The sequence below is a fragment of the Glutamicibacter nicotianae genome (assembly GCF_016907615.1).
GTDB lineage: Bacteria > Actinomycetota > Actinomycetes > Actinomycetales > Micrococcaceae > Glutamicibacter > Glutamicibacter nicotianae.
On sequence record NZ_JAFBCH010000001.1, the window covers coordinates 1,199,744 to 1,220,794 of the forward strand.

The window sequence follows — 21,051 nt, forward strand, 5'->3', positions numbered from 1 at the left end:
GCATGTCATCCATTGTGACTACTGAAGATACTCTGCGCGCCGAAGAGCTCGCTGGCGGACAAGACGGCATTTTGCGCCGTAGCTCCGTGGGGGAGTACCACTTTGAATTCGGTGGATACGTTCCCGACGTGGTGCTGGCCTACGAGACGTGGGGGAAGCTAGCAGCTGATGGCTCCAACGCGGTGCTGGTGATGCATGCACTCACCGGTGACGCCCACGTCGCGCAAGGCGATTCGCACAGCGCCGGCTGGTGGGAAGGCTTCGTTGGCCCCGGCGCCACGGTTGACACCAATGAGTACTTTGTCGTGTCCATCAACATGGTGGGTGGTTGCAATGGATCCACCGGCCCCTCGTCCTTGGACGAGCAGGGCCTGCCCTACGGCTCCAGATTCCCTTTCGTCACCATCAAGGACTCGGTGCGCCTCGAAGCGCGGCTGGCCAAGCAGCTGGGAATCGAATCCTGGCATGCGGTCATCGGCGGTTCGATGGGCGGTGCCCGCGCGCTGGAATACGCTGTCGAGTTCCCCGAGCAGGTCAAGAACCTGATCGTGATGGCCTCTAGCGCCCAGGCGACTGCCGAGCAAATTGCCTTTGCGCAGGTGCAAACCCAATCCATCCGCTTGGATCCGCACTTCTGCAATGGCGATTACTACGGCAACGATGCCCGTCCTGACGCCGGTCTCGGCCTGGCTCGCCGCCTGGCCCACATCACCTACCGTTCCGAGGCCGAGCTGGAAACCCGTTTCTCGCGCAATCCGCAGGATGGCGAGAAGCCGACGGGCCAGCTGGACGGGCCGCGCGGGCGATACCAGGTGGAAAGCTACCTCGACCATCAGGCCAGCAAGCTGGTGAATCGTTTCGACGCGAACAGCTATCTGGTGCTGACCGAGGCGCTGATGAGCCACGATGTTGCTCGTGGCCATGAATCCCTGGAGGCCGCCCTGGCGCGCCTGGAGAAGGTCAACGTGGTGGTTGCCGCGGTTACCACCGACCGCTTGTACTTCCCCGAGCAGTCGGTGAAGCTGGCCTCGTCGCTGGCCAAGCCGAAGCCGGTGCACTACATCGATTCGCCCATTGGCCATGACGGATTCTTGACCGATGCGACGCAGCTGGATGGGGCGCTTCGGACCTTGGTCTTCGGAGACTAGAATCTGGGCGAAGTTTGGCAAGCCTTTGAAGACTGAAGCGGTTCCGCCAGTAATCGGCGGAACCGCTTCAGTCATTCTTGCTACTTGGCGCTGTCGCCGGCACCGAGCGAGTCGTTGGGCTTGGCATCTGCGAACGGCGTAGCCGAAGGCCGTTTCGGGGTGATGCCGTCACCGGAGGACTGGTGGCGCAGACGGCGCAGCACCCAGGGCGCCAGATGCTCGCGGGCCCACTGCAGATCCTCCTTGCGTGCTTCGCGCCAGCTGCGCTCATCCACGACCGGAACGATGTCGGTATCCAGCTGATGCGGGACGTTCAGCGAGTCTAGTGCCATGGCGGCAATGCGCTGGTGGCCGATGGGGGAGAAGTGCAGGCGGTCAGGCGCCCACATCTGGGACTGGTGCAATTCCTGCAATGCCCACATGTCGGCAACGATGGCGTCATGCCGGGCAGCGACGGTGCGCACGTTCTCGTTGTAGATCGCCACCTTGCCGCGGATGCTTCCAAGGACCGGGGTATCGCGGATATCGGGCCCGGTGAAGAGCAGGAGCGTGGCACCGGTTGCGGTGAGCTTGGCTACCGCGTCGTCGAGGATGTCGGCAATCTTGTCTGGATCGCCGCCCGGGCGCAGCACGTCGTTGCCGCCCGCGCACAGCGAGATCAGATCCGGCTTCAGATCGATGCAGGGATCGAGCTGTTCGGCAACGATCCGGCCGATGAGCCGGCCGCGGATGGCCAGATTGGCATAGGAGAAGTCCGGGACGGTGCGGCTGAGCTCTTGGGCCAAGCGGTCGGCCCAGCCTAAGTGCCGTCCTGCGCTCGATGGATCGGGGTCGCCGATGCCTTCGGTGAACGAGTCCCCGATGGCTACATAGCGGCGCCATGGGTGGAGCGGGGAGCCGGCGGTGTTTGACGGTTCAGAAGCAATATTGTTGGGCACGAATCCATTGTTACCAATGGGTAACTTCTAGTCAATCATTCCAGAGGATGATTCGGTGGGCACCACTCTACCCGCCCAGAGCATCCCTGCGTGCTTGCAGGTACTCGTCGCGGGTAATGACTCCACGCGAGTGCAGCGAGTCGAGTTCGGACAGCTTGTCTTCAATGGATTTCTTCGGCGCCAGCAAAGCTGAATTCGCCGCTCTGGCCATCAGGTCGGTTTCCATGGTCAACGGATCGAAGCCGGCGCTCTTGGCTTTGCGGAAGTTGCGCACAATGACGAAGATGATGAGTCCGGCAAAGGCGATGAAAAGCACGGAGAACAAGGGAAGGCTGAATGAAAACATCGTGTCGACGGTATCGAAGAGCGACGACGAGGTGCCGGGATCCAAATCGACGTCGCCGAGTTCAGCAAGATCCTCGGGTGCCAGTCCTGAAATTTCCTCGCTGTATTCGATTTCGCCCATGGTGCCATTGCCCTTTGCCGGTTGGAGCTTCTACCGGTGGGATCCCCAAGTCAGGTGGCCGTGAAGCAGTGAGTCCAGTTGAACACGAAAAGCGCTTGAATGCCTAAGATAATTTTGAAGTTTTATTATCTTGTTACATGCCATGCGGATTTATGGAGGAAGGGAAACTGATTTTCCATGCCGTTGGCAACCGCTCCACCGGCCCGCCCGTCGGCCACACGCAGGACTTTCACCTGCATCCTGGCGCTGCGGATCGCGATACCCGGGGAAACGATGGCAGGGCTTTGCGGAACCGCCGAATCGGCGCGGCGCTGTTCGATAGTCTTGGGGAACTATGACATACCAAGACCAGGCTCCCGTAGCCATCATCTCCCGCAACGACGAATCCCGTCTAGGAACTCCGCTGCTGGTGTTCCTGCATGGCTACGGCTCCAACGAGCAAGACCTCATGGGGCTCTCGCAGCACCTGCCCGAAGAATTCACCTACCTCTCCGTGCGCGCACCGCTGCCGGCAGGCCCGGGATACAGCTGGTTCCCGCTGACCCAGGAAATCGACTACTCCATCGAGTCGGTGGCCCGCAGTGTCGAAGCGCTGTGGGCACTGCTGGAACCGCTGTCCCAGCAGCACTCGTCGATCACCCTGCTCGGTTTCTCCCAGGGTATGGCCATGGCCACCTCGCTGGCCCGCTACCAGCGCGATGCCATTGAAGCAGTCGTGGGTCTCTCAGGCTTTGCCGTGGATCCCAAGACCTTGGACATCTTCGATGACGCGAAGCTGGCGGACAAGCCGCTGCCGATGTTCTGGGGCCGCGACGTGGCTGACCCGGTGATCACCCGGGACAAGATCGAATACACCTTGGGCTGGGTCCCGGGGCATACCGACTTGACCAGCGAAACCTACCCGCAGATCGGCCACTCGGTGTGCATGGAAGAAATCCAGGACGTTGCCGGCTTCCTCACCAAGGTCGTCCTGAAGAAGGGCTAGCTACGGCTGGGCGGTGACGCGCACGCATTCGCCGTTCACGCACACCACGTCGCCGGGGCGGATCTGCGCCCCGCGGCGGGTGTCCACCTCGCCGTTGACGGTGACAATTCCCTCGGAAATCATTTCCTTGGCGTGGATGCCGTCCTCTGCCAGCGAGGCGAGCTTGAGCAGCTGGCCCAAGCGGATGGACTCGTCACGGATTTCTAGGTCAAAAGCTTCATTGGCACTCATGGCTTCCATTCTTCCCTATATAACCGGCCTGCACCGTGGATGTTGCCCAAAGGCGTGGAAGTTCACGCCGGCGTTACCTGATTCGGCTTCGTGCGCAGGGCGTTGAAACGATACCCTTGAAATGTATGTATTTTTCTACGGACCGCAACCAGCGGCCTCGTAAGTCCCATTGGAGTTGATATGGCGCCACAGTCCAAGCTAGACCAGGTTATTTCCCTCGCAAAGCGTCGAGGATTCGTTTTCCAGGCCGGTGAGATCTACGGTGGTTCCCGTTCCGCATGGGATTACGGACCCCTGGGCACCGAACTGAAGGAAAACATCAAGCGCGAGTGGTGGCAGAACTTCGTTCGCGGCCGCGAGGACATGGTGGGCCTGGACTCCTCGATCATCCTGCCCAAGGCCGTCTGGGAAGCATCGGGCCACGTAGCCACCTTCACCGACCCGCTGGTCGAATGCATCCAGTGCCACAAGCGCCACCGCCAGGACCACCTGATCGAGGCCTTCGAAGCCAAGAAGGGCCGTGCGCCCAAGGACGGCATGAGCGAGATCGCCTGCCCCGACTGCGGCACCAAGGGCCAGTTCACCGAGCCGCAGATGTTCTCCGGGTTGATGAAGACCTTCCTGGGCCCAGTTGATTCCGAAGCCGGACTGGCCTACATGCGTCCGGAAACCGCGCAGGGCATCTTCGTGAACTTCGCCAACGTGCTCACCGCCAGCCGCAAGAAGCCGCCATTCGGCATTGGCCAGATCGGCAAGGCCTTCCGCAACGAAATCACCCCGGGCAACTTCATCTTCCGCACCCGCGAGTTCGAGCAGATGGAAATCGAGTTCTTCACCGCACCGGAAGACGCACCGAAGTTCTTCGACCAGTGGGTCAAGGATTGCTGGGCATGGTTCATCGACCTGGGCATCAAGGAAGAGAATCTGCGCCAGTTCGACGTGCCGGAAGAAGAGCGCGCCCACTACTCGGCAGGCACCATCGACTTCGAATACCGCTTCGGCTTCGCCGGCTCGGAGTGGGGCGAGCTGATGGGCGTCGCCAACCGCACCGACTACGACCTGTCCAGCCACGCCAAGGCTTCGGGCTCCGAGCTGTCCTACTTCAACCAGGCCACCGGGGAACGCTACACCCCGTACGTGATCGAGCCGTCCTTCGGCTTGACCCGTTCGATGATGGCGTTCCTGGTCGATGCGTACACCGAGGACGAGGCACCGAACACCAAGGGCGGGGTGGACAAGCGCACCGTGCTCAAGCTCGATCCGCGCCTGGCCCCGGTCAAGGCCGCCGTGCTGCCGCTGAGCCGCAACGAGAACCTCTCGCCGAAGGCAAAGGACCTGGCCAGCGAGCTGCGCAAGCGCTGGAATATCGACTTCGACGATGCCGGCGCCATCGGCCGCCGCTACCGCCGCCAGGACGAGATCGGTACCCCGTTCTGCATCACCGTGGACTTCGACACCCTCGAAGACCAGGCAGTGACGATCCGCGAACGCGACACCATGTCCCAGGAACGCGTGTCCCTCGACCAGGTCACCGCCTACCTTTCCGAGCGCCTGAACGGAGCCTAGAGCCCGATGAACGAACTGGAATTCCGTCCTTGGCGTTCCGGCGACGACCTGGAGCTGCTGCAGATCTTCGGGGACCCGCGTTCGCCGCAGGCCCACCAGGACCGCACCATGCTGCGCGAGAACAGCGATGCGCCGTTCTCCCGCACGCTGGTGGCCACGGTTGACGGTGTGGCCATCGGCGCCGGCGTGGTGTTCGCCTCCTCGCTGCACCCGCAGCGGCTCTGGCTCTATGTCGAGGTGGCTGCCGAGCAGCGCCGTTCCGGCGTGGGCACCGCGCTGGTGCAGCAGCTGCGCCAGCAGATCCCGGCAGGCCAGGCGCAGGAGCTCAAGGCCCGCTATACCGTTACGGCCGGAGACCCGGCCGCCGCGGCGGCCGGCTTCTGCCAGTCGCTGGGCCTGGGCGAAATCCAGGTCTCGCGCGATGTCGTGCTGGAACCGGGAGCGCTGGCCGAGCCGGTGTTCGACACCAACGACCGGGTGATCGAGGACTTGTCCACCGGCAGCGTCGAGCTGACCAAGCTGGTGATGGACTTCTACAACGCGGTGCACACCGATTGGGATCCGGCCAAGATGACCGTAGGCTCGGCGCAGCGCATGCTGCTCGATGAGCACACCGGCGCGCAGGGCGCACTGGTGCTGCGCGACAAGCCCAAGCGCGAGGGCGGCGTGCCGCTGGCTTTCGCGGTGAGCTACGTGCCGGCCCGCGAGAACGCCCCGACCGACGTGCTGGTGGGCCATAATCCGGCCTTCAGCGATGACGAGGTGGCCGAAGCGGTGCGCGACATGGTCGCCATGCTGATCCACCAGTACCCGGTGAAGCTGGAAGTCGACTCGTCGATGTTTGTCCTCTCCTCGCTGATCGACGCGTTGGCAACGGTTGAGCAGGCCACCGTCATCTCCACGACGCATATCCTCGCCAGCGACGCGGCGAAGTAGTGCCAGACAGAACGGGACCCGCCAGGCGGGTCCCGTTCTTGCGTTGCCGAGCCATCCTCCAGATCCCTGAAAGAACCCCGTTGACCACCAGCACCATCCCCGCCACGCCGGTCCGCACCGGCGGAAAGCTCCTGTTCATCCTGATTGCCATCGCTTCGGGCCTGCTGCTGTGCGTGCAGTCGCGCATCAACGGGGCGCTGGGCGCGAAGCTGGGAGATGCCATGGCAGCATCAACCATCAGCTTCGGCGTCGGCTTGGCGGCATTGATCCTGCTGGCGATCGCCGTCCCCCGGGTGCGCAACACGGTGCGGCAGGTGCCGCGCGCACTGGCCCGGGGCAGTTTCCCGCGGTGGTACCTGGTGGCCGGCGCGGTGGGCGCACTGGTGGTCTTCAGCCAGGCCGCCGCGGTGCCGCTCATCGGCGTGGCGCTGTTCACCGTCTGCCTGGTGACCGGGCAGGCAATCGGTTCCATGCTCATGGACCGGGTGGGCTTTGGCGGGGCCGCACCGCGCAAGATCAATGCCCTGCGCATCCTCGGCGTGGTGCTGACCATTGCCGGAGTGATCTGGGCGGTCAGCCCGCGCGGCGCGGATGCGCAGCTCGCATCGCTGCTGGTGCCGATGGCGCTCTCGGCAGCCGTCGGCATGCTCATGGGCTTCCAAGCCGCCGCCAACGGCGTGCAAGCGGCAGCCTATGGCGGCGCCACGGCGGCAACCCTGGTGAACTTCTACATCGGGTTCCTGGTACTGGCGGCGGTGATGCTGGTGCGGCTGCCGGCCGGCGCGAAGCTGCATCCGCTGCCCGGCCAGTGGTGGTACTACATCGGCGGGCTGCTCGGCTGCCTGTTCGTGGGCATCACCGCGCTGGTGGTCAAGCGGCTCGGAGTGCTGGTCACCAGCCTCGCGGCGGTGGGCGGACAGCTGGCCGGCTCGCTGCTCATGGATGTGCTTTTCCCAGCCCCGGGTTCCTCCGTCACCGCGGCCACCGTCATGGGCACCGTGCTGACGCTGCTCGCCGTTGGCCTGGCCTCGATCTCTGGGGCGCGCAGCGCACAGGAATCCAGCGGACGCAGGCCGGTGGAAGTGCGCGAATAGCGTGCCGGGCGGTGGGTGTTCACCGTCCGTTTTCTTTCTCCGCCTATGCTGGAATTCATGGAATCACAGCAGCTGGACAAGGGCTCGGCCAGCGAAGTCTTCAAGGTCTTCCTCAAGCTCGGCCTGACTTCTTTCGGCGGTCCCATCGCCCACTTGGGATACTTCCGCACCGAACTGGTGGACCGGCGCCGCTGGCTCGATGACCAGCAATACGCCCAGCTGGTCGCGCTGGGCCAATTCCTGCCCGGCCCGGCCTCCAGCCAGGTAGGTTTCGGCCTCGGCCTGCACCGCGCCGGCCTGCCAGGGGCCTTGGCGGCATTCCTCGCCTTCACCCTTCCCTCAGCGGTTCTGCTCGCGGTCTTCGCCTTCGGTGCGTCGCTGTTTACCGGCCCTGCCGGAACCGGGCTGCTGACCGGCCTGAAAATCGTTGCGGTCGCCATCATCGCCCAGGCGGTGTCCGGCATGGCCAGGAATCTGGCACCGGACCGGACCCGTGCAGCCATCGCCGTGGCGGCCGCGGCCTCTGCACTGCTCTTGGCGGGATCCTTCGGGCAGCTGCTGGCCATTGCATTCGGCGCCGCGGCAGGGTACTTCTGGTGCCGTGATGCGGATTCGGGTCCAGCGTCGGCCCTGCGGTTCCCGGTCTCGCGGACCTTGGGGATCAGTTGCCTAGCGCTGTTCGTCCTCATGCTTGTCGGGTTGCCGCTGGCTGCCTGGGCTACCGGCTGGGATCTGCTGGCGTTCATCGATGCGTTCTACCGCTCCGGCGCATTGGTCTTCGGCGGCGGCCATGTGGTGCTGCCGCTGCTTCAAAGCGCAGTCGTGGATCCCGGACTGATCAGCTCGCAGGATTTCCTCACCGGCTACGGCGCCGCCCAGGCTGTCCCCGGACCGCTGTTCACCTTTGTCGCCTACCTCGGCGTCCTCGTTGAATCAGGCCCCGGCGGTGTGCTCGGCTCGGCCATTGCCTTGCTGGCCATCTTCCTTCCGGGATTCCTGCTGCTGCTGGGCGTGCTGCCCTTCTGGAACCGGGTGAGCCACTGGCCGGCGGCACGTGCCATCCTGCGCGGCGCCAACGCGGCAGTGGTCGGCGTGCTGGCCGCCGCCCTCTACGACCCGGTCTTCACCTCGGCGATTACTTCCGCTCCCGCGTTCGTGCTGGCGCTGCTCTGCTTCGTCCTGCTGACCGCCTGGAAGATGGCACCATGGATCGTGGTTGCCATCTCGGGGCTCGGGGGAGTGCTGCTGGGCCTTTCGGCCTAGGCCAGATCGGTGAACTGCACGGTGCCATCGTCGTTGGCGATGGCCAGCAACGGCCCGGACTCGCAGTCCAGATATTCTTCGATTCTCGCCAGCACCGACACCTCGGCCCGGTCGTCCAAGGCCGGACCGGCCGAAGCAACCCACGTCACCGACAGCTCGGGCCGCGCTACGAGCTGCGCGGCCATCGGCTCGGAAGCAGCTGGGCCAACGATGATCACGGCACGGCGGGCCACCGAGCTGTGGTCCACCACGGACGTGCCGGAAGCCTCGGCCTTGGACTGCTTGTCCGCACGCCACAGCACGAAGTGGTAGCCAGCCACGGCAGCGGTTGCGACCAGCCAGCCCAGCGGGGCACGCACGGTGTCCAGGAGGGAATCGAGGCGAGTCTCGGATCCCAGGTAGTATTCGAAAATCCGGTATCCGAGGACCAGCAGGGAAATCAGGGCGACCACGGAACTGGCTCCGAAGAACAAGACCAGGTAGACGCTGCGGGAATCCGCCGGCGAAGGCTTGAACGGCTTGAAATAGGCAACCCACACCGCCGCCCCGAGGATGAGCAGTCCCAGGCCGTGGCCCAGCAAGCCCGCCGAGTATTCCACCGTGACGCTGGCCGCTATCGCCGCGAAGAGCGCATTGACCACCATCCCCAAGCCGGTGGCCAGCACCGCCAGACCGATCCCGCCAAGCACCAGGCGCGCCGCGTCGACTACGGAGGCCGAGCGCAACCCGGTCCGCAATTGCAATTGGTGGTAGATCCAGATCACCGCGGCCGCCACCACGGTGGCCAGCAGCTCTGGACCGCCGGCGAGGAACAGCCCGGCGCGTTCCTGGGAGGTCCACGCTTGCGGCCACACCCAGGAAAACAGTGTGGCGCCCGAGAGCAGGAGCGCCAGTGCCGGTGCGGCCAGTCCCAGAGCGATCAACAGGATGTCGTTGAAGGGATCGGACATTTTCTGCACGCGGCGCAATTTCCAATGCCAGAACCACAGTGCCGTGGAGCCAGCCAGCCAGATCAACGCAACCAGCAGATGCCGCATGCCGGTAGGACCTGCCAACGTGTTGTCCGGACGGACCAGGATTTCCAGCGTGGCCTTGAGCGTGGCCACTAGCGAGAGCGCGACGAGCACCATGCTGAAGTAGTTCCCCACCGCCGCGGCCAGATGCGCGAATTGCCGTGGCGCGGTCCGCGCAGCCACGATCTGGTGGTGCTGCCAGGCGCGCACCGCTCCCCATCCCAAAGTCGTGCCCAGGGTCGGCTGCCACGACCCCTGAATGGAAGGGGCGACCAGTCCGGAGAGCACCGCCAACGCGGCGCAGCTGCTGGCAGCCAGCGTCGCAAGATACGCGGCCGAGGCCTGCAAGGACCAGATTGCCGAATCGAAGGCCGTCGGGTGGGCCAGCCGTTTGCGGATGGAGCGCCACAGCAACCAGGCCAACGGGATACCGACCAAGCTGAACGCCCAGGCCATCGCCAGCTGTTCGGTGCTGACCTGCTGCGCATCGAACCCATGGAACAGCGCGGTGAGCAAGGCGGCCAGGCCGGTGGCGACGACCATCAGCAAGATGAGCAGCAGTCCGTGGAGGATCACCGGACGCAGCACGCTGCCGCTTCGCGATAGCGGCGCTGGAGCAGTAGTGGTGGCCATCAGTACCCCATCTCCTCGGCGGTGCACAGTCCGACCTGCCATGGCATGCGGTCGATCAGCCAGGTCCCGTTGACCCTGCGCAGCTCGAAGGCATCCTCGTAGGAGGACAGATCCGGCCAGGGCAGGAATCTGGCATCCCCGGAATCGAACCTCGTGTGGACGGTAGCGCTCGCAGGGCCCACGGTGCTGCTTAGCAGCTGCACGTCCAGCGGCTGCGTGGCATAGGGCTCCGGATTGCACAGCGTCCTGGATTTGCCCTCCATGACATAGCCTTGCATGGCAGGCAAATCCTCGGCTTCGAAGGCCATCAGATACCGTTGCACGACCCCTTCGGGGGTGTTCTCCGCGTGGGCCTGTGGTGCCGGACGCAGCGAAACCACGAGCAGCGCGGCTATTACCAAAGCCACAATGACTGCGGCCAAGGCGAGCAGAACCACCCGCGCCGCCGAAAATTTACTTGTCATTGCACCATTTTGGTTGACAACGAGGCAATAAGCCAGCGTCTGCGGAACACAGTTTGATCAAGATCTCAGTTCCCGATTTGCGTTCATGCGAGACAATGGATGGGTGACGACCCTGACTGATGCGCCAACCAACACTCCGACCCTCAAGCTGCCACCGCTGCAGCTGGGCAAGCTGACCATTGATACTCCGGTGGTCCTTGCTCCGATGGCTGGCGTGACCAACCGCGCCTTCCGCCGCCTCTGCCGTGAATACGGCGGCGGGCTGTACGTGACCGAAATGGTCACCGCTCGCGCGCTGGTGGAGCGCAACCCCGAATCCCTGCGCATCATTTCGCACGACCCCGACGAAGAGATCCGCTCCATCCAGATCTACGGCGTGGATCCGGCAACCGTGCGTGCCGCCGTGCGCATGGTGGTTGACGAGAACCTGGCGGACCACGTCGATTTGAACTTCGGCTGCCCGGTCCCCAAGGTCACCCGCAAGGGCGGCGGCTCGGCGCTGCCTTGGAAGACCGACCTCTACACCTCGATCATCGAAGCGGCGACCTCCGAGGCTGCCAAGGGCGATATCCCGCTGACCGTGAAGATGCGCATCGGTATCGACAAGGACCACGTGACCTACCTGGAGTCCGCCAAGATCGCCCGCGACCACGGCGCCGCCGCGGTGACCCTGCATGCGCGCACCGCGGGCCAGTACTACGCCGGCCATTCGGACTGGTCGGCCATCGCCACCCTGCGCGAGGCCATGGATGACATGCCGGTACTGGGCAACGGCGACATCTTCAGCGCCGAGGACGCCATCGAGATGGTGGAGCAGACCGGCGCCGCGGGCATCATGGTGGGCCGCGGCTGCCAGGGCCGCCCATGGATCTTCGGCGACCTGCAGGCTGCCTTCGAAGGCCGCGAGGACCGTTTCCGTCCCGGGGTGCGCAAGGTGGCTGAGACCGTGTACCGCCACGGCGAGCTGCTCACCGAATTCTTCGAGGACGAGGGCAAGGGCATGCGCGATATCCGCAAGCACATCGCCTGGTACTTCAAGGGCTACCCGGTCGGCGGCGAGATCCGCTCGCAGCTGGCCCAGGTGCCATCCCTGGCCCGCCTGCGCGAACTGCTGGACCAGCTGGATCTGGATTTGCCGTACCCCGGCGAGGGCGCTGAGGGCACCCGTGGCCGCGCCGGCCACCCGAAGAAGACCCACGTGCCCGACGGCTGGCTGGATAACCGCGTGATGAGCGACGCCCACCGCGAAATGATCAAGGCCGCCGAACTGGATATTTCCGGCGGATAGGTCCCATTCGCTGGCCACGGCTACGCCACTAGTGGATAACTCATAATTGCAGGCAATCACTCACTAGACTGGGAACCATGACTCAGATCCCCGGATATACCGAAGCCGACCAGCAACGGTGGGTGCCTGAACCAGCAAAGAAGTCGTACCGCACCGCGTTTGAGCGGGACCGTGCCCGCGTGCTGCATTCCTCGGCATTGCGCCGTTTGAGCGCCAAGACCCAGGTTGTGGCACCGAACCAGAATGACTTCGTACGGAATCGGCTGACGCACTCACTGGAAGTGGCCCAAGTGGGCCGCGAGCTCGGTGCAGCACTGGGCTGCGATCCGGATGTCGTTGATACCGCCTGCCTGGCGCATGATCTGGGACATCCGCCCTTCGGCCACAATGGGGAAAAAGCCCTGGACAAGGTCGCCAAGGACATCGGCGGGTTTGAGGGCAACGCGCAGACGCTGCGCTTGCTGACCCGCCTGGAAACGAAGACCTTCAGGCACAATGGGCATTCGGCCGGGCTGAATCTCTCGCGCGCTTCGCTGGACGCGGCATGCAAGTACCCGTGGTTGAAGGCTGATGCTCCGGAAGTCAACGGCAAGAAGACCAAGAAGTTCGGCGTCTATGAAGATGACGCGACGATTTTCGCGTGGCTGCGCAATGTTCCGGAGGCCACCGAGGGAGCAGTCTGCATGGAAGGCCAGGTCATGGACCTGGCTGATGACATTTCCTACTCCGTGCATGACGTGGAAGACGCAATTGTCGGTGGAAAGCTGCAGCTGCGCTGGCTCAAGCAGGATATGCAGCGCGAGCGCGCGCTGCAGGTGACCAAGGACTGGTACCTGCCGATGACCGACGAGGCCGATATCGATGCTGCGCTGCGCCGCCTGGAAGCCAGCGAGGAATGGGTTGCCCACTTTGACGGCTCGCGGCGTTCCATGGCCGCGCTGAAGGACATGACCAGCCAGTTCATTGGCCGTTTCGCCGCCGCTGCCATGGATGCCACCCGTGTCCGCTACGGGGACGGCAATCTCACCCGCTACAACGCGAGCCTAATCGTGCCCGAGGAAACCGAGCATGAGATCGCTGTGATGAAGGGCATCGCCGCCAGCTACGTGATGACCTCCGAAGTGCGCCAGCCGCTCTACGAGGACCAGCGCACGCTGCTGACCGAACTGGTTCAGCTGCTCTTCGAGACCGGCCGGGATAACCTGGAGCCGATCTTCGCAGCCGACTGGGAGGACGCCGCTGATGAGGCCGCACAGCTGCGCGTGGTGATTGACCAGGTCGCCTCGCTCACCGACGTATCGGCCACCGAATGGCACTCGTATCTGGTCAAGGGCGAAGCCCCTGACGCAAAGTTGTTCTAGAAGGGAATCATGGCAGGGCTGATCAAGCGTGAAGATATCGACGAGGTGCGCAACCGCACCGACCTGCGCGAGGTTGTCGAATCCTATGTCACGCTCAAATCCGCGGGCATCGGCTCGTACAAGGGCCTGTGCCCTTTCCACGATGAACGCAGCCCGTCCTTCCATATCCGCCCGCAGCTGGGCACCTTCCATTGCTTCGGCTGCGGCGAGTCCGGCGATGTCATCGCCTTCATCCAGAAAATGGACCACTCCTCGTTCACCGAAACCGTGGAACTGCTCGCCGCCCGCATCAACTACGAGCTGCACTACGAAGACGGGGGACCGGGACCGCGCCGCGAGGACTACGGCAAGCGCCAGCGCCTGGTCGACGCGCACAAGGTCGCCGAGGAATTCTTCCGCGCTCAGCTGGCCACCGATGAAGGGGTCGCGGGCCGCGAGTTCCTCGCCGGCCGCGGATTCGACGCGGAAGTCGCAGCCCAATTCTCCGTAGGCTATGCGCCCAAGGGCTGGGACTCGCTGCTCAAGCACCTGCGTTCCAAGGGCTTTGTCGATGACGAGCTGAAGCTCACCGGCATGTTCTCCGAAGGCAACCGCGGCATCTACGACCGGTTCCGCGGACGAGTCATGTGGCCGATCCGCGACCTGTCAGGTGCAACCATCGGCTTCGGTGCGCGCAAGCTCTACGAGGACGACCAGGGGCCAAAGTACCTGAACACCCCGGAGACCCAGCTCTACAAGAAGTCCCAGGTGCTTTACGGCATCGACCTGGCCAAGAAGCAGATCTCCAAGAGCCGGCAGATTGTCGTGGTGGAAGGCTACACCGACGTGATGGCCTGCCATCTGGCTGGCATCACCACCGCGGTGGCCACCTGCGGTACCGCGTTTGGTACCGACCACATCAAGATTGCCCGCCGCCTGCTGCAGGATGACGGCACCGGAGGCGAAGTGGTCTTCACCTTTGACGGCGACGCCGCGGGCCAGAAGGCCGCGTTGCGCGCGTTCGAAGAAGACCAGCGGTTCATCGCCCAGACCTATGTGTGCGTTGAGCCAACCGGTGCCGACCCCTGCGATTTGCGCTTGCACCGCGGGGATGAAGCGGTACGTGAGCTCATTGAGCTCAAGCGTCCGCTGTTCGAATTCGCCATCCGTGCCGAACTGAAGAAATTCAATCTGAACACCGTTGAAGGACGAGTGCAGGCCTTGCGCCAGACCGCCCCCATCGTTGCCCAGATCCGCGACTCCGCCATTCGTCCGGCGTATGCCCGCGAGCTGGCCGGTTGGCTGGGAATGAACAACGAGGACGTCAACCGCTCGGTCGGCGCCTCCATCAAGCGCGCCCGGTTGCCGAAAAACGCCGAGCTGCAGGCACCGCGCCCGCAGCCAGGCGAAGCCGAACCGGCCATCGCGGCCGCGCCGGCCTTCGAACGCCCGGATCACCGCGACCCGGTGATGCGCCTTGAACGGCAGGCACTGGAAGTTGTCATCCAGCAGCCGCAACGGCTGAAGGACGAGCAATGGCAGGCGTTCTACGAGGCCCGATTCCTGGCCCCGGCCCATTCGGCTGTCCATGACGGGATCGTTGCCGCTTCCAGCGCGGGTGCCTCGGCGACGTCCTGGGTTGAAGTGATCCGCAACGAAGTTCCCGAGCAATTGCGCAGCTTCGTTTCGGAACTCGCCGTGACCAGCATTCCGGCATCGGATGAGCACAGCCTGAACCGCTACTGCGCCGACATCATCAACGGATTGATTGAGCTTCAAATCACACACCGCAAGGCTGAGCTCATCGGCCGGCTTCAGCGTGCGGAAATGGAATCTGAGGGTGAAGAATATGCCCAGATCAACCGAGAATTGATGGAACTGGAAATGCGCCGGAGGATCTTGCGCGGGACCTAGGATCCCGATTTTGCAATCACGGGATTCTTGGGTAAAGTTATATCTCGTTGCAATCCTCCATAGCTCAATTGGCAGAGCATTCGACTGTTAATCGAAGGGTTACTGGTTCAAGTCCAGTTGGAGGAGCTTACAGAAAAGTTCCGGCTCGCATCTGCGAGCCGGAACTTTTTATTTTCGCCTGAAAAGCCCGGAATCCACGAGGCGTTTATCGGGGACATTGACCGGGCACGCCGGTGCAATTTTTTCCTGCAGCAGTCAGTCCGCCAGGTTCCACAAGCGCCGGGATTCCAGATACCAGAAGTACGCGAACAGGCCGATCTCGAACCATTCGACAATGAACAGCGCTTCTTCGATGCCCAGCGCCAGCAGAATCGGCCAGGCAATCAGCCCCAGCAGCATCAGCATCAAGAGGATTGCATAGTGGGTCTTCTTGCCGCCGCTGGTATCCATGGAGCACAGCGGCCTATGATCCAGATGGCTGGCGATGGCGATGCCCATGGAGAATATCAGCAGGAACGCGGCGCTGGCATGCACTCCGGCGAACTGCCTGCCTTCGATGGTCCGCCACAACAGCAGAAGGACAAAGGCGATCAGGAGCAGGGTGCTGAGCAATCCCAGGATTTTGGTCAAGTTGCTCTGGAACAGCGCACGGTGCGGAGCGTTGCTGGTCCGGATTCCCAGCCAGATGAAAACCACGCTGACGACGAGTACCGCAATGACCGATACCTGCACGGAGAAGATCAGCCGCCGCTGCTCGCCGACTGGCAAGTCTGCCAGCGTTTCTCCCAGCCTGGTGGGCACCACTGCAACGAACATGGCGTAGAAGCCTGCTAAATTCAGGGCAAAATCTTCCAGCTCTTCTCCGGTATAGACCACCAGCAGCACCCCGGTAGTCACCAGCATTGCGACGAAGAGGTCTCGTGCCGGTCCCAGGTAGTAGGAACTCAGCGAGTCTTCGATGCGCTGGTTAGCAATGCCATAGATGACAATGGCGACGACGAGGAGCAGGGGCACCACGAGCAGCATCAGGCGCACATAGCGCAGCGTGCTGCGGCCCGGAGAACGTTCAATGGAAGTGGCCATGACTGCATTCTGTAATTAATCGCCCGGGTTGTGCGAACGGCCCGCCAAGGGAAGGAAAATTCCCGGCAGAATTGCAGGCAATGAATTGCGGGAAGCTAAATTGTCGGTGCGCAATGACAAGCTCTTGAAGAGTCAACAAGGACTCCGAATCGGCTGGGGCAGTCATCCGCTTGAGCCGATCGCCGACTCGGTGCCAGCTGGGCGCCGTCTTCACTCGAAGGAAACTTTCATGTCTGTACAAAATCCGCTCGACCCGAATGTGGTGCCGCCGGCGCCTCAGGCCAAGACCTCTGCTGGCAAGGGCCTGGGCATCGCGGCCCTGGTTGTAGGCATCGTTGCCTTGGTTCTGTGCTGGGTGCCGATCGTCAACAACATCGCCGCGGTGCTCGGCTTCATTGCCCTGGTGCTCGGTGTCATCTCGCTCGTCGTCGCCTCCAAGCGCCGTGGCAGCAAGGGCTTGGGCATCGCATCGAGCATCATTGCCATCGTGGCCATCATCCTGGTCTTTGCCACCCAGGCAGCCTACGTGAAGGCGATCGACGAGGTTGCCAACGATATTGCCGACGCATCGGACGGCGAGGTGGCAGCCCCGGCGGAGGTCATCGAGCAGGCCGAAGATGAATCACAGGTACTTGCCTTGGGGCAGGCGGCTACCGTTGGCGAGTATTCGGTGAACGTCAGCGCAGTGAACCTGGACGCCGGAGCTCAGATCGCCAAGGCCAACGAGTTCAATGAGAAGGCCGAAGGCCAGTATGTGCTGGTTGACCTCTCCGTGGTCTACAACGGAGACGAAGAGGGAGATGCTTGGTTGGATCTGAATCCGGAGCTCGTGGGATCGGATGCCAGCATCTACAGCACGACCAGCTCGTTCGCAGTCCCCGCGAAGCCGGGCACCGATCTGCCTACCCTGGCCAACGGCGGCAAGGGAAGCTACCAGGTAGTCTTCGACGTGCCGGCCGAGGCCGTGGAAGATGCGAAAATCCGTGTGAGCGAGACGATCTCGTTCTCCGGCGAGTCGGTGCTCTGGGCCACCAAGTAGCTCGCATTCGAAGAGGCTCCGCCATCCAATCAAGGATGGCGGAGCCTCTTTTTGTGCCGCTTTTCATTCGCGCCGGCGGCGCCGGAGCCGGCCGTCCGCGGACTTCGACGAATCCCTGCCGTCTGCTGGATCGGCCGTAGGCCAGCCGGCGATTGTTACAGCACTAGGAACACGGAAACCGGTGGTATTGAAGAAATTTTCATGGGATTCTCCCCAAGCCAGAGTCCCGGAAAAGCGCCGGAACTCGCGGTTTTTCGAACGTTCTCATTTACTTCTCATGGGCGAGCCATGATCTTCTAACAAGTGCCTAATGAGCTCCTCACAAGGGTTTTTTAATGTTCAAAACATGATTCGTCGCATACTTCTCATCCTCATGGTGTTGGCCGTGCCAGCGGGACTGGCAGGTGCCAGTCAGGCTCTTGCCGACACGGCCAATCCGCCCATCCCGCGTCATGAGCCAATCGTTGTCCAGCTCTCTTTAGCCCCGGCGCCAAATGCTGCAAAAGCGCAGGACCAGGAGGGAGGCAGCCATGACTGATCTCCAGGAAAACCAAGGATCAACGGTTTCGGCGCGGCTGCGCATCGTCGGCTGGATCGTGCTCACTACTGCACTGGCGCTGCTGGCGGTCACGGTTTCGATGCGATCGATCATGTCCGGCCAGGTTGCCGAGGCAGCCAACGTGGGCATCGCGCAGGAAATCGAGGAGTTCCGGACATTCGCGGCTGAGGGGCTGGACCCGAAGACTGCCCGGCCGTTTTCCTCCATGGGCGAATTGATGGAACGCTATCTGGCCCGCCAGCAGCCAATGGCCGGCGAAGCGATCATCGGCCAGGCCGACGGGCGGGTGCTCGCCGCAGGAACCGCCGCAAACCAAGCCGGGAGCTGGCTGGCTGAAGACCCGGTGCTCCTGGGACGGATTCTCAATGACGCGAAGACCTCTGGAATCCTGGAAAGCAATCACGGGACGGTCCGCTGGGCGAAAGCCGAGGCGAAAGATGCCTCCGGGGCCAACGGCGAAGGACACCAGGCGCACCTGGTCGTTGCGCACTTCATTGGCGGTGCCCAGGACGAAGCCAACCGGCAGGCAACGATGCTCTTTGGCGTAGCAGCCGGGGGACTGGCCCTGACGGCGGGCATCGCCTGGCTGGCAGCCGGCCAGATCATGCGCCCCATCCGTACCATGAGCGAAACCGCCGCATCGATTACCGCCAATGACCTTTCGGCCCGCGTTCCGGTAGAAGGACGAGACGACCTGGCGCAGCTGGCCAGCACGCTGAACGCGATGCTCGACCGGGTTGAATCTTCGCATCTGGCCCAACGCCACTTCATCTCCGAAGCACGCGAGCACCTGGGCGGCCCGCAACGCCAGCTGGCCTCCGCCCTGCAGAAGCTGAATGAGGAAGACCTTCCGCGCAAGCAACGCAACGCCATCATCAGCACCGCTCACGCCCATATTTCGCAGATGGGGCAGACCCTTGCCGACCTGGATCTGCTGGCGCAAAGCTCCACCCCGAACTTCATCCATCGGCAGATGATCTCCGTTGGCGAAGTCACGGCGGACGTCGCCGCGGCGGCTTCCCGTCCGGGAGCCTACCCGGACCGCCGATTCAGGATCGCCGAGTCCGCCAAGGCCCAGGCGTGGCTGGATCCGCTGCGCGTAGCCCAGGGAATGCACCAGCTGATCCAGAATGCGGTCGCGCATACCGAAGACGGCCAAAGCATCCGGATCGGTTCTGCCGCAGCCGATGGCATGGCCAGCTTCTGGGTTGCCAATGATGGACCGGCCTTGGATCCGGAAGAAGCCCGTGCCCTGCTGGAGAACTACCGCAGCGCACCGGGTACCGGCGAGCAGGGGTCTGGCATGGGTCTCGGACTGGCAGTGGTGAAAGCGGTTGCTGAAGCCCACGGCGGCACGGCCTGGGTGGAATCGGGACAGGGCAACGGGACCAGCTTCGGATTCTCCCTGCCGCTGGCCGACGCCGGCCATGGCAGCAGCTGCGAGGAAGACTTCGCCCAGTCCATGGCCAGCAGCCTTGGAGGCGAGTCATGAGCATCAAGCCAACCGCGCCCCGCGCGGGATTCCGCTACACCGCCCAGCGGCCCATGGGCCAGAGCGCCGAACCGGGCAAGGCCGGCGCGGCACCAAGCCAGTGGAGCAGGCAGAACGCCGCGCGGATCATCACCGCGCTGCTCCTGCTGGCCTTCCTTGCCTGGTGCGCCTACGGAGCCTTCGGCCCGGCGGCCGGGACAGCGCAGGCACTGCCGGCGCAAGGAGCCCTGACCTTGGCGGTTTTCGCCGTGGCCATCTGGCTCTGGATCTTCTCGCCGGTCGGCGATACCTTCATCGCCCTGGGTGCAGCGGTGGTGCTGGTGCTCATGGGGGTGCTGCCCGAAGCCGAACTGTTCTCCTCGCTGGGCGAAGACACCATCTGGCTGCTGCTGGCCGCCTTCGTGATCGCGGCGGGGATCACTGCCACCGGACTGGCGACCCGTGCCGCGGCCTGGATCGCCGCGGGCGCGAACACCCCGCGGCAGCTGATCCACCTGAGCACCGGGGTGCTGGTTGCCACCGCTTTCGCGGTGCCCTCCACCTCCGGGCGCGCGGCCCTGGCCATCCCGGTGTTCATCGCCCTGGCCAAGGCCCTGGCGAATCGCCGCCGTGTCGTCTTGGCCCTGGCCCTGGTTTTCCCCTCGGTCATCCTGCTTTCGGCGGTGGCATCCTACCTGGGTGCGGGAGCGCACCTGATCACCAGCCAGATCCTCACGGCCTCAGGGCATGAAGGTTTCTCCTTCGCCGGCTGGCTGGTCTACGGCTTGCCACTGGCGTTCGTTTCCTCGCATCTGTGCGCCGAACTGGTGCTGTGGATGTTCACCCGCGCCGAAGATCGTGCCCAGCCGCTGGCCGTGGGCATCGAACGGCTGCAGGAGCATTCGCCGGTGCCGCTCACCGGTCCGCTCACCGTAGGGCAATCCAGGGCAGCGCTGCTGGTCGCGGCGGTGGTGGTGCTCTGGTGCACCGAGCCGCTGCATCAGCTCCACCCAGCCATCGTGGCCCTGCTCGGCTCGTTGCTGGTCGCCAGTCCGGGATACGGCTCGGTCGGCTTGGCCAAGGCCTTGAAGGCGGTGCCGTGGTCGATGCTGATCTTCATGGCAGCGACCCTGACCCTGGGGACCGCGCTCGCCGGAACAGGGGCCGCCGACTGGCTGGCCCGCCGGGTCCTTGGCCCGGTAGAGCAGCTCGGAGCTGCCGCCGCCTGGGTCTTCACCATTCTGGTGGTGGTGATCTCCGCCGCGGCGCACCTGGTCATCCAGTCCCGCTCGGCCCGCTCAGCGGTGCTGATCCCGCTGGTGGTGTCCCTCGCCCCGGGCATCGGGGTCAATGCGGTGGCCATTGCGCTGGCGTCCACCGCCGCGGCCGGTTTCTGCCACACCCTGACCAGCAGCGCGAAACCGGTGAACCTGTTCTCCGAGATCGAAGGCATCGAAACCTACCGGCCAGCGGACCTGCTGCGCCTGAGCGCGGTGCTCGGACCGCTCATGGTCCTGCTGGTCCTGGCCTTCGCCTTCTGGATCTGGCCGGCCATGGGACTGCCGCTGTTCCTCTGACTCACTTCAAAGCTTCATTTCCAACGCATCCATCCTCACTGAA

The 21,051-nt window shown here is 63.7% G+C and carries 19 protein-coding genes and 1 tRNA gene; 14 read left to right on the forward strand and 6 right to left on the reverse strand.

Annotated elements, in window-relative coordinates; all coding sequences use genetic code 11:
• Positions 1–2: 2 nt before the first annotated feature.
• Positions 3–1,148: a homoserine O-acetyltransferase MetX gene (gene metX / locus JOE62_RS05875; RefSeq protein ID WP_204721103.1), complete on the forward strand. Its 1,146-nt coding sequence runs from the start codon at positions 3–5 to the stop codon at positions 1,146–1,148.
• A gap of 80 nt (positions 1,149–1,228) precedes the next feature.
• Here the strand turns inward: metX and JOE62_RS05880 are convergent, their stop codons facing one another.
• Both JOE62_RS05880 and JOE62_RS05885 read right to left on the reverse strand, forming a co-directional pair.
• Positions 1,229–2,086 (reverse strand): GDSL-type esterase/lipase family protein, encoded by an 858-nt coding sequence (locus JOE62_RS05880; RefSeq protein ID WP_204721105.1) that lies wholly within the window; start codon positions 2,084–2,086, stop codon positions 1,229–1,231.
• A 67-nt stretch (positions 2,087–2,153) separates the two neighbouring features.
• Positions 2,154–2,552, reverse strand: a complete 399-nt coding sequence (locus tag JOE62_RS05885) for an SHOCT domain-containing protein (protein WP_204721107.1) — start codon at positions 2,550–2,552, stop codon at positions 2,154–2,156.
• 334 nt (positions 2,553–2,886) lie between these two features.
• Between JOE62_RS05885 and JOE62_RS05890 the strand changes: the two genes are divergently transcribed.
• A complete protein-coding gene (locus JOE62_RS05890) occupies positions 2,887–3,537 on the forward strand; it encodes an alpha/beta hydrolase (RefSeq protein ID WP_204721108.1) in 651 nt (216 codons plus the stop codon).
• Here the strand turns inward: JOE62_RS05890 and JOE62_RS05895 are convergent, their stop codons facing one another.
• Positions 3,538–3,768: an RNA-binding S4 domain-containing protein gene (locus tag JOE62_RS05895; RefSeq protein ID WP_073706704.1), complete on the reverse strand. Its 231-nt coding sequence runs from the start codon at positions 3,766–3,768 to the stop codon at positions 3,538–3,540.
• A gap of 180 nt (positions 3,769–3,948) precedes the next feature.
• Between JOE62_RS05895 and JOE62_RS05900 the strand changes: the two genes are divergently transcribed.
• From JOE62_RS05900 to chrA, 4 genes are all read left to right on the forward strand, one after another.
• A complete protein-coding gene (locus tag JOE62_RS05900) occupies positions 3,949–5,334 on the forward strand; it encodes a glycine--tRNA ligase (protein ID WP_204721110.1) in 1,386 nt (461 codons plus the stop codon).
• A gap of 6 nt (positions 5,335–5,340) precedes the next feature.
• On the forward strand, positions 5,341–6,270 hold the full coding sequence (locus JOE62_RS05905; protein WP_204721112.1) for a GNAT family N-acetyltransferase: 930 nt from the start codon (positions 5,341–5,343) through the stop codon (positions 6,268–6,270).
• Positions 6,271–6,350: 80 nt separating this feature from the next.
• On the forward strand, positions 6,351–7,364 hold the full coding sequence (locus tag JOE62_RS05910; RefSeq protein ID WP_204721114.1) for a DMT family transporter: 1,014 nt from the start codon (positions 6,351–6,353) through the stop codon (positions 7,362–7,364).
• Between the two features lie 57 nt (positions 7,365–7,421).
• On the forward strand, positions 7,422–8,627 hold the full coding sequence (gene chrA, locus JOE62_RS05915) for a chromate efflux transporter (protein WP_204721115.1): 1,206 nt from the start codon (positions 7,422–7,424) through the stop codon (positions 8,625–8,627).
• On the opposite strand, the gene JOE62_RS05920 is transcribed toward chrA, so the two are convergent.
• Both JOE62_RS05920 and JOE62_RS05925 read right to left on the reverse strand, forming a co-directional pair.
• On the reverse strand, positions 8,624–10,273 hold the full coding sequence (locus JOE62_RS05920) for a DUF5671 domain-containing protein (RefSeq protein WP_204721117.1): 1,650 nt from the start codon (positions 10,271–10,273) through the stop codon (positions 8,624–8,626). The two genes, chrA and JOE62_RS05920, sit on opposite strands and share 4 nt — an antisense overlap.
• Positions 10,273–10,737 carry a hypothetical protein gene (locus tag JOE62_RS05925; protein ID WP_204721119.1) on the reverse strand — a complete coding sequence of 155 codons (465 nt, stop codon included), beginning with the start codon at positions 10,735–10,737 and terminating at the stop codon, positions 10,273–10,275. Before JOE62_RS05925 ends, JOE62_RS05920 begins: the two co-directional genes overlap by 1 nt.
• Positions 10,738–10,822: 85 nt before the next feature.
• Here JOE62_RS05925 and dusB point away from each other — a divergent pair, with 85 nt between their 5' ends.
• The 4 genes from dusB to JOE62_RS05945 all read left to right on the forward strand — a co-directional run bounded on the left by dusB (position 10,823) and on the right by JOE62_RS05945 (position 15,405).
• Positions 10,823–12,025, forward strand: coding sequence for a tRNA dihydrouridine synthase DusB (dusB, locus tag JOE62_RS05930; RefSeq protein ID WP_052253512.1), 1,203 nt, complete (start codon positions 10,823–10,825; stop codon positions 12,023–12,025).
• 77 nt (positions 12,026–12,102) lie between these two features.
• Positions 12,103–13,386: a deoxyguanosinetriphosphate triphosphohydrolase gene (locus JOE62_RS05935; protein ID WP_204721121.1), complete on the forward strand. Its 1,284-nt coding sequence runs from the start codon at positions 12,103–12,105 to the stop codon at positions 13,384–13,386.
• A 9-nt stretch (positions 13,387–13,395) separates the two neighbouring features.
• Positions 13,396–15,279 carry a DNA primase gene (gene dnaG, locus JOE62_RS05940; RefSeq protein WP_204721123.1) on the forward strand — a complete coding sequence of 628 codons (1,884 nt, stop codon included), beginning with the start codon at positions 13,396–13,398 and terminating at the stop codon, positions 15,277–15,279.
• A gap of 53 nt (positions 15,280–15,332) precedes the next feature.
• A tRNA-Asn gene (locus tag JOE62_RS05945) sits at positions 15,333–15,405 on the forward strand.
• Positions 15,406–15,534: 129 nt separating this feature from the next.
• On the opposite strand, the gene JOE62_RS05950 is transcribed toward JOE62_RS05945, so the two are convergent.
• The gene (locus tag JOE62_RS05950) at positions 15,535–16,362 is read right to left on the reverse strand and encodes a hypothetical protein (RefSeq protein ID WP_204721125.1); all 828 of its coding nucleotides are present in this window, start codon (positions 16,360–16,362) and stop codon (positions 15,535–15,537) included.
• 229 nt (positions 16,363–16,591) lie between these two features.
• On the opposite strand from JOE62_RS05950, the gene JOE62_RS05955 reads away from it, so the two are divergent.
• The 4 genes from JOE62_RS05955 to JOE62_RS05970 all read left to right on the forward strand — a co-directional run bounded on the left by JOE62_RS05955 (position 16,592) and on the right by JOE62_RS05970 (position 21,008).
• Positions 16,592–17,401 carry a DUF4352 domain-containing protein gene (locus JOE62_RS05955; RefSeq protein WP_204721127.1) on the forward strand — a complete coding sequence of 270 codons (810 nt, stop codon included), beginning with the start codon at positions 16,592–16,594 and terminating at the stop codon, positions 17,399–17,401.
• 310 nt (positions 17,402–17,711) lie between these two features.
• Complete coding sequence (locus JOE62_RS05960) at positions 17,712–17,939, forward strand: hypothetical protein (protein WP_204721129.1); 228 nt, start codon at positions 17,712–17,714, stop codon at positions 17,937–17,939.
• Entirely contained in the window at positions 17,932–19,452 is a 1,521-nt protein-coding gene (locus JOE62_RS05965; RefSeq protein WP_204721131.1) for an ATP-binding protein, read from the forward strand. The genes JOE62_RS05960 and JOE62_RS05965 overlap by 8 nt, the downstream gene beginning before the upstream one ends.
• A complete protein-coding gene (locus JOE62_RS05970) occupies positions 19,449–21,008 on the forward strand; it encodes an SLC13 family permease (RefSeq protein ID WP_204721133.1) in 1,560 nt (519 codons plus the stop codon). The genes JOE62_RS05965 and JOE62_RS05970 overlap by 4 nt, the downstream gene beginning before the upstream one ends.
• Positions 21,009–21,051: the final 43 nt, after the last annotated feature.